This window comes from Microbacterium sp. CGR1 (genome assembly GCF_051062835.1).
Lineage (GTDB): Bacteria > Actinomycetota > Actinomycetes > Actinomycetales > Microbacteriaceae > Microbacterium.
On sequence record NZ_JAOTPG010000001.1, the window covers coordinates 2,898,373 to 2,913,664 of the forward strand.

A 15,292-nucleotide genomic window follows, 5' to 3' on the forward strand; every position below is an offset into this window, starting at 1 on the left:
ATCAGCCCTCCTGCTCATCGAGCGCGAGATTGAGTTCGGCGACGTTGATGCGTTCCTCGCCGAGGAATCCCAGATCCCGCCCTTGAATCCTAGACTCCACGAGGTCGCGCACCTGCTGCTCGGGCAGGCCTCGCTCGGCGGCCACCCGCGGCACCTGCAGCAGGGCGTAGGCGACGCTGATGTGCGGGTCGAGACCCGAGCCCGAAGCGGTCACGGCGTCGGCCGGCACAGCGTCGACGCTCACGCCCTCGCGCTCGGCGATGGCCGCCTGGCGCTCGCCGATCGCCGCGACGAGGTCGGGGTTCTCCGGGCCCAGGTTGCTGCCGCTCGAACCGGCGCCGTCGTAGCCGTCACCGGCGGCAGACGGACGCGACTGGAAGTACTGCGGCAGCGCCTCGCCGTCGGCATCCGTGAACGGCTGCCCGATCAGCGAGCTGCCCTTGCCGTCGGCCAGCGGGGAGCCGTTCGCCTGGAACGGCAGCAGCAGCTGGCCGATGCCGGTGACGACCAGGGTGTACCCGACGCCGAGCACGAGGGTGAGCACGAGCATCGCTCGGATGGCGACGCCGGTGGTGCGGGCCAGGGTGCGGGAGGAGGACATGGGATGCCTTTCGATGCGAGAAGGAGCGAGCGGAGCGGGACGGATGCCGGTCAGAAACCGGGGATGAGGGTGATGACCAGGTCGATCAGCTTGATGCCGATGAACGGTGCGATCACCCCGCCCAGGCCGTAGACGAGCAGGTTGCGCTGCAGGATCTGCGAGGCGCTCGCCGGCCGGTACTTCACCCCTCGGAGTGCGAGCGGGATCAGGAACACGATCACGATCGCGTTGAAGATGATCGCGCTGGTGACGGCGGATGCCGGCGAGTGCAGCTGCATGATGTTGAGCGCCGCGAGGCCGGGGAAGACCCCCATGAACATCGCCGGGATGATGGCGAAGTACTTGGCGATGTCGTTCGCGAGCGAGAACGTCGTGAGGGCTCCGCGGGTGATGAGCAGCTGCTTGCCGATGCGCACGATGTCGATGAGCTTGGTCGGATCCGAGTCGAGGTCGACCATGTTGCCCGCCTCTTTCGCGGCCGACGTGCCGGTGTTCATCGCGACGCCGACGTCGGCCTGGGCGAGGGCCGGGGCGTCGTTGGTGCCGTCACCGGTCATCGCGACGAGTCGGCCGCCCTCCTGCTCGCGCTTGATCAGCTCGAGCTTCTGCTCGGGGGTCGCCTCGGCGAGGAAGTCGTCGACGCCCGCCTCCTTCGCGATCGCGGCGGCGGTCAGCGGGTTGTCGCCCGTGATCATGACCGTGCGGATGCCCATGCTGCGGAGCTCTTCGAACCGCTCCCGCAGGCCGTCCTTCACGATGTCCTTGAGGTGCACGACGCCGAGCACCTCACCGTCGCCCGCCGCCTGCTTCACGGCCACCACGAGCGGGGTGCCGCCGCTCGACGCGACGCCGTCGACGAGGCCGGTGAGTTCGGCATCCGTGTCGAGTCCGAGCCAGGCGCTGATCGCGGAGCCGGCGCCCTTGCGGATCTGCGTGCCGTCGGCGAGGTCGAGACCCGACATGCGGGTCTGCGCGGTGAAGGGCACGACCACGGCGTCCGTGGGTTCGTCGACCTGGATGCCGTGGCTCAGCGCCAGTTCGACGATCGAGGCGCCCTCGGGGGTCGGGTCGGCGAGGGATGCCAGGGCGGCGACGCGCAGCAGCTCGTCGGGGTCGACGCCTCCGAGGCGCAGCACTTCGTGGGCGCGACGGTTTCCGTAGGTGATGGTGCCGGTCTTGTCGAGCAGCAGGGTCGTGACGTCTCCCGCGGCCTCGACCGCGCGCCCCGACATCGCGAGCACGTTGCGCTGGACCAGCCGGTCCATGCCGGCGATGCCGATGGCCGAGAGCAGGGCGCCGATCGTGGTCGGGATCAGGCACACGAGAAGGGCGATCAGCACCGGGATGCTGACGGGCGATGCCGCATACGAGGCGATCGGGTTGAGCGCGAGAACGACGACGACGAACACGATCGACAGGCTCGCGAGCAGGATGTTGAGCGCGATCTCGTTCGGTGTGCGCTGGCGGCTCGCACCCTCGACGAGGGCGATCATGCGGTCGACGAACGTCTCGCCGGGCTTCGAGGTGATGCGCACGACGATGCGGTCGGACAGCACCCTGGTGCCGCCGGTGACGGCACTGCGGTCGCCGCCGGATTCGCGGATGACCGGGGCGCTCTCGCCCGTGATCGCCGATTCGTCGACGGTCGCGATGCCCGCGACGATGTCACCGTCGCCCGGGATCAGCTCTCCCGCCGTGACGATCACGATGTCGTCGCGCTGCAGCTCGGCCGACGAGACGTCGACCGTCTCGGTGCGGTCGGCAGTGGCATCCCCTGCCGCGTCGTACCGCACCACGCGCCGGGCCATGGTGCTCGTGCGGGTCTTGCGCAGGCTTGCGGCCTGGGCCTTGCCGCGGCCCTCGGCCACGGACTCGGCGACGTTGGCGAACAGCACGGTCAGCCAGAGCCAGATCGCGATGCCCCAGGTGAACGGTGCGGGCACCGGCGTTCCGCCCGAGTCGGCGGGGCCGCCGAGGAACGGTTCGGCGATCGCGAGCACGGTCGTGAACGCGGCGCCGACCCAGACGAGCAGCATCACCGGGTTGCGCACGAGAGATGCGGGGTTCAGCTTGCGCAGTGCACCGGGCAGGGCCTGGGTCAGCTGTGCCCAGCCGAACGAGCGCGCGGGGGCCGCGGGGGCGGATGCCGGAGCATCCTGCTGTTCCGTGGGTGTGGTGGTCATGGTCATGTCAGACGAGTCCTTCAGCGAGGGGTCCCAGTGCGAGCACGGGGAAGTAGGTGAGAGCCGTGATGATCACCGCGACGGCGGCGAGGAGGCCGACGAACTGCGGGCGGTGCGTGGGCAGGGTTCCGGTGTTCTCCGGCACGCGCTGCTGCCCGGCGAAGGACCCGGCGAGAGCCAGCACGAGGACGATCGGGATGAACCGGCCGAGCAGCATCGCGACTCCCAGTGCGGTGTTGAACCACGGGGTGTTCGCGGTGAGTCCGGCGAAGGCCGAGCCGTTGTTGTTCGCCGCCGAGGTGAAGGCGTAGAGCACCTCGCTCATGCCGTGCACACCGGGGTTCAGGATGCTGGTCGACTCGACGTCGGAGCGGATACCGGGGATCGCGAAGCTCAGTGCGGTGCCTGCCAGCACGAGGGTCGGCGTCACGAGGATGTAGAGGCTCGCGAGCTTGATCTCCTTCGGGCCGATGCGCTTGCCGAGGTATTCGGGGGTGCGGCCGACGAGCAGTCCGCCGACGAACACGGCGATGATCGCGAGCACGAGCATGCCGTAGAGGCCGGTGCCGACGCCGCCGGGAGCGACCTCGCCGAGCATCATGTTGAGCATCGGCATCATGCCGCCGAGTGCCGTGTACGAGTCGTGCATCGAGTTGACGGCACCGGTGGACGTCAGCGTGCTGGCGCTGCCGAAGAGGGTGGAGCCGAGGATGCCGAAGCGCACCTCCTTGCCCTCCATGGCGGCACCCGCGAGCTCGGGGGCGCTGCCGCGGCCGGCGAGTTCGAGGGCCGAGAGGGCGAAGGTCGAGATCAGGAAGATCGTGCCCATCACGGCGGCGATCGCGTAGCCCTGGCGGTTATCGCCGATCATGCGGCCGAACGTGCGGGGGAGTGCGAACGGGATCACGAGGATCAGCAGGATCTGCAGCAGGTTGGTCCAGCCGGTCGGGTTCTCGAACGGATGTGCGGAGTTGGCGTTGAAGAAGCCGCCGCCGTTCGTGCCGAGCAGCTTGATGGCCTCCTGCGATGCCACCGGGCCGCCGGGGATCGTCTGCGTGCCACCCGAGACGGTGGTCACATCGGTGAAGCCCGCGAAGTTCTGCACCACGCCACCCGCGATGAGGGCGATGGCGCCGATCAGGGCGATCGGCAGCAGGATGCGTCCGAGCCCGCGGATCAGGTCGACCCAGAAGTTGCCGATCGTGGTCGAGCCTCGACGAGCGAGTCCGCGGATCAGAGCGACGGCGACAGCCAGGCCGACGGCGGCGGAGACGAAGTTCTGCACCGTGAGGCCCGCGAGCTGCACGGTGTAACCCATGGTCTGCTCGGGCGAGTACGACTGCCAGTTGGTGTTCGCGACGAACGACGCGGCGGTGTTGAACGCCAGGCCCTCGGGCACTGCGGGGAGTCCGAGCGACTCGGGCAGGAAGCCCTGCAGTCGCTGCAGGCCGTAGACGAGCAGCAGGCCGACGACCGAGAATGCGAGCACGCTGCGGGCGTAGGCCCGCCAGGTCTGCTCGGATGCCGGGTCGACGCCGATCAGGCGGTAGATGCCGCGCTCGGCCTTCAGATCACGCGGGGTGCTGAAGACGTGGGCCATGTAGTCGCCGACAGGGCGGTAGAGCAGCACGAGGGCGACGATGAGGACCGCGGCCTGAAGGATGCCGAACCACAGTTCGGTGCCGGCGCCCATCAGAACTTCTCCGGGGCGACGAGAGCCACCACGAGGTAGACGACGGCGGCCACGGCGAGGGCGGCGGCGATGATCTCGAAGACGATCACAGTCGCTCCACCCCCTTCGCAACCAGGGAGACGAGGGCGAACAGCGCGAGAGTCAGCGCGATGTAGATGATGTCGAGCACGAGACTCGATACAACTCCCGTGCAGACCGGAATATGACGATCCTCACGCTTTGCCTACGGGGGCGTGCGCGATGCATGCGGGATGCTCACATCTCGGGGTCGGGTGAACTTTCATCGTGCCTCGTTGTCGCATTCGGGGCCCGGCGTTCGTGGTGAAGGTGGAGGCGATCGATACGCGGTCGCCCCACGACACGAGAGACGCGGTGGTGGCTGTGTACATCGACCCGATGGTGGCGAGCCTGGTCTACCGGCTCGAGGCGGAGGAAGCCGAAGAGCGGATCGCTCGACGGCGCGCGGCGTTCGAGCATCCGGGTCTGATCCGGCGACCGTCTCTCATCGCCCGCGCTCGCCGCATGTGGGCGCGCATCTCTTTCCGCAGGAGCGGGGAACGGGGATGATCGTCGGGAGGGCAGGCTCGGCGCAGAGCCTGCTCGATCGTGCGGACGGAGAGAATCTGAGTGATGCAGCGCCGGAATCGGATCGAGGAGCCTCGATGAACGCCGATGTCGCGGCGCGCGTCACGCAGGTGTACCGCGACGAGTGGGCGCGCATCGTCGGCGGTCTCACCCGGAGGTGCGGGGACCTCGACCTGGCCGAGGAGATGGCTGCTGAGGCCTTCGCCGCAGCCTCTGAGCTCTGGCGGGAGGAGGGCGTTCCGCCGAACCCCGCCGGCTGGATCACCACCACGGCCTATCGCAAGGCCATCGATCGGCTCCGCCGTGAGTCGTTCCGCGAGGCCAAGCAGCGGGAGGCTCTGATGCTGCAGGATCCCGAACCACCGGAGCCCACAGGAATCATCGACGACGATCGCCTGCGACTGCTCTTCACCTGCTGCCACCCGGCGCTCTCGCTCGAGGCGCGTGTCGCCCTGACTCTGCGAATCGTCGGTGGTCTCACGGTCGAGGAGATCGCGCGGGCGTTCCTCATCCCGGAGTCCACGGTGCGGCAGCGCATCACCCGGGCCAAGGCGAAGATCAAGACCGAACGGATCCCGTATCGGATGCCCGCGGCCGACGACCTTCCGGCCCGGATCGATGGGGTGCTCGCCGTGCTCTACCTCGTCTTCAACGAGGGGTATTTCGCGTCCGGAGCCGGTGTGCCCGCGCTGCGTCGGGAGCTGACCGGCGAGGCGATCAGGCTCACCGGGCTGCTCCGCGAGCTGCTGCCCGACGACGCGGAGGTCGCGGGTCTTGTGGCGCTGATGCTGCTCAGCGAGGCGCGCGCCACGGCGAGAGTCACGACCGAGGGCGAGCTGGTGCGGTTGGATGAACAGGACCGCGCAACCTGGAACCACGAGCTCATCGAGGAGGGGCTCGCGCTTCTCGAAGAGCCGCTGCCTGCGGCGCCCGGTCGTCATCGGCTGCTGGCCGAGATCAACGCGGTGCACGTGCGAGCGAAGGACGCCGCCGACACCGTTTGGGCGCGCATCGTCGGCCTCTACGACCAGCTCGAGCGGATCGACCCCAGCCCGGTCGTCGTCCTCAGCAAGGCGGTCGCGCTCGCAGAGCGGGACTCGCCCGAGCAGGCGCTGCCGCTCGTCGAGCAGCTGCAGGACGCGCTCGACCACTTCCACGGGTTCCACGTGACGCGCGCGGAACTGCTGCGAGCCACGGGCAGCGAGGCAGAGGCCCGCGACGCGTACGCCCGGGCGATCGCGCTGGCCGACAATGCCGCCGAGATCATCCACCTGACCCGGCGCCGCGACGAGCTCGCGACGCCTCCCGCACCCGGAACGCCCGGGGCCGCATCGAACGGAGAGAGCAGATGAGCAACAAGTACCTCGTGATCCACATGACCGATCCGACCGGCGGCACGATGCCGCAGGGCGAAGACCAGCGCATGCTGGGGGAATGGGCGCAAGAGGGCGACGCCGCGGGGCGACGGTGCCCCGGTCGCCGGGCCCGAGGAGGCGAAGTCGGTGGCCGTACGAGACGGCACGGTGCTCGTCACCGACGGGCCGTTCCCCGAGTTCAAGGAGTGGTTCGCCGGCTATGACCTCCTCACCGCCGAGTCGATAGAAGAAGCAGCGACGTTCATGGCGAAGCATCCGACCGCCGTCATGGGCCGGGTCTACATCCTGCCGGTGGTGAAGCTCCCCTGGGACCAGGACTGACCAGGCAGAGTCGTGCGCGCCGACGACGACGCGACGGATCTACACTCAGCGAGTGAGTGCGACGCGACGGCGACTGGGAGCAGGGACGATCATCGTCCTGGCGCTCATCGTGGTCGCGGTGGTCTGCATCGTCTCCGGCATTCTTCCGCGGACCGATGCCGGGGCACTCGGCGCCCGCATCGCGCCGGTACTCGGGTTCGTCGTGGCGATCACGATCGTCGCCGAACTGGCCCGCGATGCAGCCGTGTTCGACGTGGTCGCCCAGCGCCTCGCGCGCTGGGGCCATGGTCGCGTCATCCTGCTGTGGGTGTCTGTCGTGGTGCTCGCGGTGATCAGCGCCGTGTTCCTCTCGCTCGACACCACGGCGGTGATCGTGACGCCGGTCGTCGTCGTGCTGGCGCAGAGCGTCGGCATCCCGCCCCTGCCCTTCGCGCTGGTGACCGTGTGGCTCGCGAACACGGCGTCTCTCGCCCTGCCGGTCTCGAACCTCACCAACCTGCTCGCCGCGCGCGCGATCGGTGACGACCCGCTGTCGTTCCTGGCGCTCAGCTGGGCGCCGACCCTCGTCGGCATCCTGATCCCGGTGCTGATCCTCACCCTCCGGCATCGGCGCACGCTCTTCGGCGGATACCGGGTGCCGTCAGGAGGACAGCCGTCTGATCGGATTCTCTTCTGGGGGGCCGCGGCGACACTCGTGCTGCTGATGCCGCTGCTCGCGCTGACCCATGACGTCTGGATCCCCGCCACCGTCGCCGCGGTCATCCTCATCGTGCTCTTCGGCATCCGACGTCGACACGTGCTGCGACTGTCGCTCGTTCCGTGGCAGGCGATCGGTCTCGCGGCGGCTCTGTTCGTCGTGGTCGAGACGGCGCACGCGAACGGCCTCCTCGACTTCCTGTCGGTACTGGCCACGAGCGGGCACGCACCCGCAGAGCTGCTGCGTCTCTCGGCCGCCGGAGCGCTCGCCGCGAACGGCGTGAACAACCTGCCGGCCTACCTGATCCTCGAACCCGCAGCCGGCGACCCGGTCGCGCTCATGGCGCTGCTGATCGGCGTGAACCTCGGCCCGCTCATCACGCCGTGGGCATCTCTCGCGACCCTGCTGTGGCATCACCGGGTGGTGTCGCTCGGCGTCGAGATCCGCTGGGGAAGCCTCATGCTCTGGGGTGCGATCGTGGCCGTGCCGACAGTGCTCGTCGCGACGCTCGTCCTCGCCCTCGTCTCGGGCTGATGCTGACGGCCGCGACCGTCAGCTGACTGCCCACTCCTCCGCGAGGATGCCGTAGTTCATGCCGTCCAGCCACTCGCCCGAGCGGTGCAGCGCGGTCTTGCGACTGAACTCCTCGCGCCGCATGCCGAGGCGCTCCATCAGTCGCCAGGACGGCTCGTTGTCGGCGAAGCACCCGGCGTGCACCCGGCGAAGCCCCAGCGGGCCGAAGCAGACCTCGATCACCGCGCGGATCGCCTCGGTCGCATAGCCGCGTCCGGTGAACTCAGGATCGAGCACCCAGCCGAGCTCCGCCTCGACGCCCTTCACCTGGTCGGCGACCTCGAGCTGACCCCACCCGTCGCCGATCCTGATCATGACGTCGCCGATCGGCACGGCGGGCTCGCCACCGTGCGGCAGCAGTTCGACGAGGTACATCGAGGCGAGGCGCTCAGGGTCGAGGTAGCGCTCGCGGAACGCCTCGACGGTGTCGGGCGCGAGCCCCAGCCAGCGGTTCACGTCAGGCAGCTGCCGCCACGCCCACATCGCATCGATGTCGGGTGCGGTCATCGGACGGATCTGCAGACGCTCAGTGCGGACGGGCCAGACATCGGCGTGCGGCGTAGCGGTCATCGCCCCAGCCTACGGAGGCGGCTGCGCGGCCAGCATCCGCCTCCTGCCCGCTCCGGTCGCACTTTGTGCCGCCGAGATCGCTCGCGGGCAGCACGAACTGCGACCGGAATCGGAGACGCAGCTCGCGGGCGGCATGAACTGCGACCGGAAGGTGCGACAGGGAACCGGCGCGGCTCAGCTCTCGGGCGGTCCCTCGGGCCGGTGTGCACGTCGACCGTTCACGACGACCGGGCGTCCCGCGCGCTCCTGCCCGGGCAGGGGCCGCGAACGCCGACCGTAGATGAGCTCCGACGAGTCGAGCAGCCACGGTACGAGAGTGATCGACACCCCGTGTACGAGCATGAGCTGGTTGGCGAGGCGGCGCGAGCGGCGGTTGTGCAGGAAGGTCTCCCACCAGTGCCCCACGATGTACTGCGGCAGGTACACGGTGACGACCGACGAGCCGTGCTTCGCGCGGTACTGCTTGATGAACTGCGACACCGGCTGGGCGAACGACCGGTACGGCGATTCGACGATCACGAGCGGGATCGGCACGAGATGGTCGGCCCAGTCCTTCTGCAGTTGGGCGGCGTCGTCGGACGCGACGGCGACGTGCACCGCGAGCGTCTTGCCGTGCTTCGCGGCGATCGCATAGTCGATCGCCTTGATGACGGGCTTCTGCAGTCGGTTGACGAGCACGATCGCGAGGTCGCCGGTGGCGCCGAACTTGGTGGTGTCGTCGATTGCGATCTCGTGCTCGACGTCGCGGTAGTACCGCTTGACGCCCATCATCAGGAAGGCGAGCACGGGGATCGCGAAGAACACCAGGTATGCGCCGTGGGTGAACTTGGTGATCGTCACGATCAGCAGCACCGTGACCGTCATCGCGGCGCCGAGCGAGTTGATGATCAGGCCCATCTTCGCCGAGCGGCGATCGGATGCCGAGGCTCCGTCGATCCCCGAACCCGCCTTGTCTTCGACGGGACCACGCAGCACGCGCCTCCAGTGCCGCACCATGCCGATCTGCCCCAGCGAGAACGACACGAACACGCCGATGATGTACAGCTGGATCAGTGTCGTGAGCTTCGCCTGGAAGATCACGAGCACCGCGATCGCGGCGATGCCGAGCACGATCATGCCGTTCGAGAACACCAGACGGTCGCCGCGGGTGTTCAACGACTTCGGTGCGTAGCCGTCGCGGGCGAGCACCGACCCGAGCAGGGGGAACCCGTTGAATGCGGTGTTCGCCGCGAGCAGCAGCACGCACGCGGTCGCGGCCTGCACGATGAAGAACATGATGCTGCCGCCGCCGAACGTCGCCGATGCGATCTGCGCCATCAGGCTCGGCTGCGGGTTCGAGCAGTCGAAGCCGATCAGGTCGCACGGGTTCTCGGCGTAGTGCACGCCGGTGATCAGGGCGAGCGCGGTGAGGCCGGCGAACAGACAGGCCGCGATCGAGCCCATCAGCACCAGCGTCGACTGCGCGTTGCGCACCTTCGGCGTGCGGAAGGCGGGCACTCCGTTCGAGACGGCCTCGACGCCGGTGAGGGCGGAGCATCCGCTCGAGAAGGCGCGGAGGATCAAGAGGATGACCGCCGCCTGGCCGAGGTTCTCGGCGTTCACGGCGAACGCGGCGCTGGATGCGACCGGCGCATCGCCGAGGAAGGTGCGGATGAGTCCCGTCACGATCATGAAGCCGACCGAGGCGATGAAGACGTAGGTGGGGATCGCGAACACGAGCGAGGCCTCGCGCACGCCGCGCAGGTTCACGAGGATGATCAGGATCACGAAGCCGACCGCCAGCTCGACCCTCAGCGGATCGAGCCCCGGCACGGCCGAGATGATGTTGTCGACACCGGATGCCACCGACACGGCGACCGTGAGCACGTAGTCGACCAGGAGAGCGGCGGCCACGATGACGCCAGGGATCTCGCCCAGGTTCTTCGACGCGACCTCGTAGTCGCCACCACCCGACGGATAGGCCTTGATCAGCTGGCGGTAGCTGAGCACCACCACGATCAGCAGCACGACGACCGCGACCGCGACCAGCGGTGTGAACGACAGGAACGTCAGGCCGCCGATCAGCAGGATCATCACGAGCTCCTGCGGCGCGTAGGCGACAGAGCTCAGTGCATCCGACGCGAAGATCGGCAGCGCCATCTTCTTCGGGAGCAGCTGATCGTCGACCTGCTCGCTCGTCAGCGGGTCGCCGATGAGGATGCGCTTGGCGCGGGGAGGGGCGTCGGTGTTGTCCCTGGATTCATCTGACACGTCGGGCGACACTACGCCCGCAAACGCCTTCCTCACGCGATCCTCACGAAATCCCTACGGCGCGTCGTGCGACATTAACGGAATCCTTACGGGGTTCCTCGCGCACATCCTGCGGTCAGTCCTGATGCGGCCGTGGCATGTACCACTCGGTGAACTCCGTCGCCCGACCGTCCCCGTCGAGGCGCACGATCCAGAGGTTGAGGTAGTCGCGTTCGGAGGGATACTTCGTCCGCCCCTCGATCGCCACGAAACCGGCATCCTCCCGGACGATCCACCACTCGAACGACCAGGTGTCCGGTTCGTCGAGGTCCTCGAGCCAGCCGGCCACGATGTCGGCTCGGCCCACACGCGGCTCGGAATCGGGACTCGTCAGATACCTGGCATCGTCGCTGAAGAGCGCCGCGATCTGCTGGGGGTCATTCGACCTCCACGCCTCGACGTACGCTTCGGTCCACTTCTCTCCTGGGCTGGTCATGCCCTCCGTTCTAGACCCGGGCTCCGACATCGTCAACGGGGGTTTGGCTCGATTTCTCATCGACGATGCACAGCCACTTCCGATCACGGACGCGTAACGTCAGATGCATGACGTCCCTCCAGGTCACCGACGACGCCATCCAGCAGACTCGGGAACTCCGCGATGAGTTCCAGCGCTTCCTGCGCGAATACGAGTTCGGGATGCGGGAGGTCGAGACGAAGATCTCGATCCTTCGTGACGAGTTCACCCACCACCACGCGTACAACCCGATCGAGCACGTCAAGAGCCGGCTGAAGACTCCCGACAGCATCGTCGAGAAGATCGCCCGCAAGGGCATCGCCGAGCCGGACTTCGAGCGCATCCGCGCCGAGATCACCGACATCGCCGGCGTGCGCGTGACCTGCAGCTTCGTCGCCGACGTCTACCGTCTGTTCGATCTGCTCACCGCGCAGGACGACGTGACGGTCGTCACGGTCAAGGACTACATCGCGACCCCGAAGGACAACGGCTACAAGAGCCTGCACGCCATCATCGAGGTGCCGGTCTTCCTGTCGACAGGCGCGCTCTCGGTGCCGGTCGAGGTGCAGTTCCGCACCATCGCGATGGACTTCTGGGCCAGCCTCGAGCACAAGATCTATTACAAGTTCTCGAACCAGGTGCCGTCGCACCTCGTCGAGAGCCTGACCGATGCCGCCGAGGCCGCGGCCGAGCTCGACAGCCGCATGGAGCGTCTGCACCGCGAGGCGCACGGCGTGCCCCAGCGTCAGCTCGCCCCTCCGCCGCCCCCGCACGTCGTGCAGGTCTGACCCGCCACCCGGCGCGGTGTTGCGCGGGGACGCGTGACCCTGGAGCATAGGCAGGTGGTGAAGACGCAGCAGCCCCCGGTCTCGGATGTCGAGCGCACCCTCGTCGAACTCCCCGGACTCGACCGAGGACGCCAGCTGTGCGAGTGCGACCACGGCGACGACGAGGCGTACGCCGCCTGCGGACGCAAGGCCAAGTGGCGCGTGTCGGTCGACTGCGTGTGCGGAGAGAACCACCCGCGACGCGTCGAGATCCTCTGCTCGAGGTGCCTGCGCACACTGCGCGAACTGCAGGACCGCGACACCATCACCGCGCGACGCCTCTGATCGTCGTGCCTCTGATCGCGCAGCATCCGCTGCGGAGCCCATCCGTTCTCACCTCCGCTCCGAACAACCCGAGACCACACCGTCCTCGGTGCGAAGGAGCAGACCATGGCACAGCGCAGCACCGCAGAAGAGAGCGGCACGGGCACACGGCAGAGCAGAGGTAAGAGGTTCTTCTTCTGGGCGGCCCTCTCGGGCGTCATCAGCGGACTCGTCTTCCTCGCGACCGCCGAGCTGTTCGCGCTGATCTTCGCGCGCTCGGCCAGCCCCCTCCTCGCCGTCGGCGGATTCGTGATCGACATCGTGCCCCAGCCGTTCAAGGAGTTCGCGATCGCGACCTTCGGCGAGTACGACAAGATCGCCCTGCTGGTCGGTCTCGGTCTCGCGGTGGTGATCGCGTCTGCGATCGCCGGAATCCTGCAGCTGCTCCGTCCCCCGCTGGGCGTCATCGCCCTGGTGGTCGCGGGCGCGCTCTCCACCGCGGCCATCGTGACGAGGGCCGGCGTCACGCCCCTCGCCTTCCTTCCTCCCGTGCTCGGAACCATCGCAGGATCGATCATCATCGTGCTGCTGATCCGTCGCCTCGTGGCGTGGAGGGCTTCCGCCGTTCCCGCCGCGATGGTCGACCGCAAGGGTGAGACCACGGAGCCAGCGGATGCCGAGGCCGAGGCCTCCGACGGCAAGCCTGCGAAGGCGATGGGCCGCCGACAGTTCTTCATCCTCGCCGGCATCGCGAGCGTCGCAGCCGTCGTGGTGGGCGTCGCCTCGCGCACCGCGAGCATGACGGTCGCATCCGTCGCGTCGATCCGTGACGCCCTCAAGCTGCCCTCGCCGAAGTCGACGGTGACCGTCCCGAAGGGTGCCGAGCTCGACATCCCGGGACTCACCAAGCTCATCACGCCGAACAAGGACTTCTACCGCGTCGACACCGCACTGACTGTGCCGACGATCGACCCCGAGACCTGGCGTCTCGTGATCGACGGAATGGTCGACAAGCGCGTCGAGATGAGCTTCCAGGACATCCTCGACATGGGTCTCGACGAGTACGCGGTCACGCTGACCTGCGTCTCGAACGAGGTCGGCGGCGGCCTCGTCGGCAATGCCGTGTGGCTGGGTGTTCCGCTGCGCGACGTGCTGAAGAAGGCCGGCGTGAAGTCCGGCGCCGACATGGTGCTGTCGAAGAGCGTCGACGGCTACACCGCCAGCACTCCGCTGTCGGCGCTGACCGACGACAACCTCGACGCGATCCTCGCCGTGGGAATGAACGGCGAGCCGCTGCCGCTCGAGCACGGCTTCCCCGTGCGCATGGTGGTGCCCGGGCTCTACGGCTACGTCTCGGCGACGAAGTGGCTCACCGAGCTCAAGGTCACCACGTTCGACAAGGACGAGGCCTACTGGACGCCGCGCGGATACAGCGCCGAGGCGCCGATCAAGTTCGCCTCGCGCGTCGACACCCCCAAGGTCGGTCAGGCCGTCGATGCGGGTCGCATCCCGATCGCCGGCGTCGCCTGGGCGCAGACCGTGGGCATCGAGCGCGTCGAGGTGCGGATCGACGAGGGCGACTGGATGCCGGCGACGCTGTCGGCTCCGATCAACGAGAACACGTGGGTGCAGTGGTTCATGGAGTGGGATGCCACACCGGGCACGCACTACGTGGCCGTGCGGGCGATCAACAAGAACGGCGACATGCAGATCGAGGAGCGCGCACCGATCGCGCCGGACGGATCGTCGGGCTGGCAGCGTTCGCTCATCCGCGTCTCGTGACGGTGCTCGTGCGTCGCTGCGGGGCAGCCCCTAGGGTGGAGCCATGACGTCGCTCCCCGCCTGTGTGATCACCGTCTCGGACCGATCGTTCGCCGGGGAACGCGAAGACAGAGGCGGTCCCATAGCGGTCGGTCTGCTGCGGGAAGCCGGGTGGCACTGCCCCGACGCCGAGGTCATCCCCGACGGGGCGGCCTCCGTCGCCGATGCCTTGCGCCGAGCGGTCGCGCGCGGTGTACGGCTGATCCTGACGACGGGCGGCACGGGGGTCAGCCCCCGAGATGAGACCCCCGAGGGCACCCGTCAGGTGATCACCCGCGAGGTGCCGGGCATCGCCGAGGAACTGCGTCGCAGCGGTCTCTCCGACACCCCGCTGTCGGTGCTCTCCCGCGGGCTCGCGGGTGTCGTCGACCCGGCCGGAGCGCTCGTCGTGAACCTTCCGGGATCCACGCGTGCCGTCGCATCCGGAGTCCCGGTGGTGCTGACCGTCGCGAGACACGTGGTCGACCAGGTCGAGGGCGGTGACCACGCATGAACGAGGTGCGGATCGCCGCGATCTCCGACCAGCGTCTCGGGCTCGACGCCCATCTCACCGCCGTCGAGGACCCTGCGCTGGGCGGCGTGACGACATTCATCGGTCGCGTGCGGGATAACGACCCCGATGCAGAGACGCCCGTCGTCGGGCTCGAGTACAGCTCGCACCCCGATGCCGAGGCCACGCTGCGGCGCATCGCGGAGGAGGCTGCAGCGGATGCCGTCGGCGACGCCCGCGTGGCAGTCGCCGTGAGCCACCGCATCGGACGGCTCGACGTGGGTGATGCGGCCGTCGTTATCGCGGTCGCCGCCGAGCATCGGGCCGAGGCGTTCGAGGTGTGCCGCGCGATCATCGAGGACATCAAGACCTCGCTCCCCGTGTGGAAGCGTCAGGTCGAGTCCGACGGATCGACGTCGTGGAAGGGCATCGGCGGCTGAGCCGAGCCGTGGCCGCTTCACACGGCCATTCGCGCTTCCGACGGCCGTTTTCGGTATGCGCGTCCTTCTTAAGTGCAGATCGCCGCGCGAAGCATGCCCCACGGGCAT

Annotated in this window: 16 protein-coding genes; 9 read left to right on the top strand and 7 right to left on the bottom strand. The window is 68.4% G+C overall.

Annotated elements, in window-relative coordinates:
• Position 1 precedes the first annotated feature (1 nt).
• From kdpC to OD997_RS14390, 4 genes are read right to left on the bottom strand one after another with little or no spacing between them, the layout of a single operon-like run.
• Positions 2-601, bottom strand: a complete 600-nt coding sequence (gene kdpC / locus OD997_RS14375; protein ID WP_434332182.1) for a potassium-transporting ATPase subunit KdpC — start codon at positions 599-601, stop codon at positions 2-4.
• A gap of 50 nt (positions 602-651) precedes the next feature.
• Positions 652-2,790 carry a potassium-transporting ATPase subunit KdpB gene (kdpB, locus tag OD997_RS14380; RefSeq protein WP_434332183.1) on the bottom strand — a complete coding sequence of 713 codons (2,139 nt, stop codon included), beginning with the start codon at positions 2,788-2,790 and terminating at the stop codon, positions 652-654.
• Position 2,791: 1 nt separating this feature from the next.
• On the bottom strand, positions 2,792-4,477 hold the full coding sequence (kdpA, locus tag OD997_RS14385; protein WP_434332184.1) for a potassium-transporting ATPase subunit KdpA: 1,686 nt from the start codon (positions 4,475-4,477) through the stop codon (positions 2,792-2,794).
• Positions 4,477-4,566: a potassium-transporting ATPase subunit F gene (locus tag OD997_RS14390; RefSeq protein WP_056276367.1), complete on the bottom strand. Its 90-nt coding sequence runs from the start codon at positions 4,564-4,566 to the stop codon at positions 4,477-4,479. Before OD997_RS14390 ends, kdpA begins: the two co-directional genes overlap by 1 nt.
• 286 nt (positions 4,567-4,852) lie before the next feature.
• Here OD997_RS14390 and OD997_RS14395 point away from each other — a divergent pair, with 286 nt between their 5' ends.
• The 4 genes from OD997_RS14395 to OD997_RS14410 all read left to right on the top strand — a co-directional run bounded on the left by OD997_RS14395 (position 4,853) and on the right by OD997_RS14410 (position 7,990).
• Complete coding sequence (locus OD997_RS14395) at positions 4,853-5,044, top strand: hypothetical protein (protein ID WP_434332185.1); 192 nt, start codon at positions 4,853-4,855, stop codon at positions 5,042-5,044.
• Between the two features lie 95 nt (positions 5,045-5,139).
• Positions 5,140-6,414 (top strand): RNA polymerase sigma factor, encoded by a 1,275-nt coding sequence (locus tag OD997_RS14400; protein WP_434332186.1) that lies wholly within the window; start codon positions 5,140-5,142, stop codon positions 6,412-6,414.
• Positions 6,415-6,564: 150 nt separating this feature from the next.
• Positions 6,565-6,759 carry a YciI family protein gene (locus tag OD997_RS14405; RefSeq protein WP_434332187.1) on the top strand — a complete coding sequence of 65 codons (195 nt, stop codon included), beginning with the start codon at positions 6,565-6,567 and terminating at the stop codon, positions 6,757-6,759.
• Positions 6,760-6,811: 52 nt separating this feature from the next.
• Complete coding sequence (locus OD997_RS14410) at positions 6,812-7,990, top strand: SLC13 family permease (RefSeq protein ID WP_434332188.1); 1,179 nt, start codon at positions 6,812-6,814, stop codon at positions 7,988-7,990.
• An 18-nt stretch (positions 7,991-8,008) separates the two neighbouring features.
• Here the strand turns inward: OD997_RS14410 and OD997_RS14415 are convergent, their stop codons facing one another.
• From OD997_RS14415 to OD997_RS14425, 3 genes are all read right to left on the bottom strand, one after another.
• A complete protein-coding gene (locus OD997_RS14415; protein WP_434332189.1) occupies positions 8,009-8,599 on the bottom strand; it encodes a GNAT family N-acetyltransferase in 591 nt (196 codons plus the stop codon).
• A gap of 174 nt (positions 8,600-8,773) precedes the next feature.
• On the bottom strand, positions 8,774-10,861 hold the full coding sequence (locus OD997_RS14420) for an APC family permease (protein ID WP_434332387.1): 2,088 nt from the start codon (positions 10,859-10,861) through the stop codon (positions 8,774-8,776).
• 103 nt (positions 10,862-10,964) lie between these two features.
• A complete protein-coding gene (locus OD997_RS14425; RefSeq protein ID WP_434332190.1) occupies positions 10,965-11,324 on the bottom strand; it encodes a nuclear transport factor 2 family protein in 360 nt (119 codons plus the stop codon).
• 107 nt (positions 11,325-11,431) lie between these two features.
• Between OD997_RS14425 and OD997_RS14430 the strand changes: the two genes are divergently transcribed.
• The 5 genes from OD997_RS14430 to OD997_RS14450 all read left to right on the top strand — a co-directional run bounded on the left by OD997_RS14430 (position 11,432) and on the right by OD997_RS14450 (position 15,184).
• Positions 11,432-12,130, top strand: coding sequence for a GTP pyrophosphokinase (locus tag OD997_RS14430; RefSeq protein WP_056310262.1), 699 nt, complete (start codon positions 11,432-11,434; stop codon positions 12,128-12,130).
• Between the two features lie 54 nt (positions 12,131-12,184).
• Entirely contained in the window at positions 12,185-12,454 is a 270-nt protein-coding gene (locus tag OD997_RS14435) for a hypothetical protein (RefSeq protein ID WP_434332191.1), read from the top strand.
• Positions 12,455-12,559: 105 nt separating this feature from the next.
• Positions 12,560-14,215 (top strand): molybdopterin-dependent oxidoreductase, encoded by a 1,656-nt coding sequence (locus OD997_RS14440; protein ID WP_434332192.1) that lies wholly within the window; start codon positions 12,560-12,562, stop codon positions 14,213-14,215.
• A 43-nt stretch (positions 14,216-14,258) separates the two neighbouring features.
• Positions 14,259-14,747 carry a MogA/MoaB family molybdenum cofactor biosynthesis protein gene (locus OD997_RS14445; RefSeq protein ID WP_434332193.1) on the top strand — a complete coding sequence of 163 codons (489 nt, stop codon included), beginning with the start codon at positions 14,259-14,261 and terminating at the stop codon, positions 14,745-14,747.
• The gene (locus OD997_RS14450; protein ID WP_434332194.1) at positions 14,744-15,184 is read left to right on the top strand and encodes a molybdenum cofactor biosynthesis protein MoaE; all 441 of its coding nucleotides are present in this window, start codon (positions 14,744-14,746) and stop codon (positions 15,182-15,184) included. The genes OD997_RS14445 and OD997_RS14450 overlap by 4 nt, the downstream gene beginning before the upstream one ends.
• Positions 15,185-15,292 lie beyond the last annotated feature (108 nt).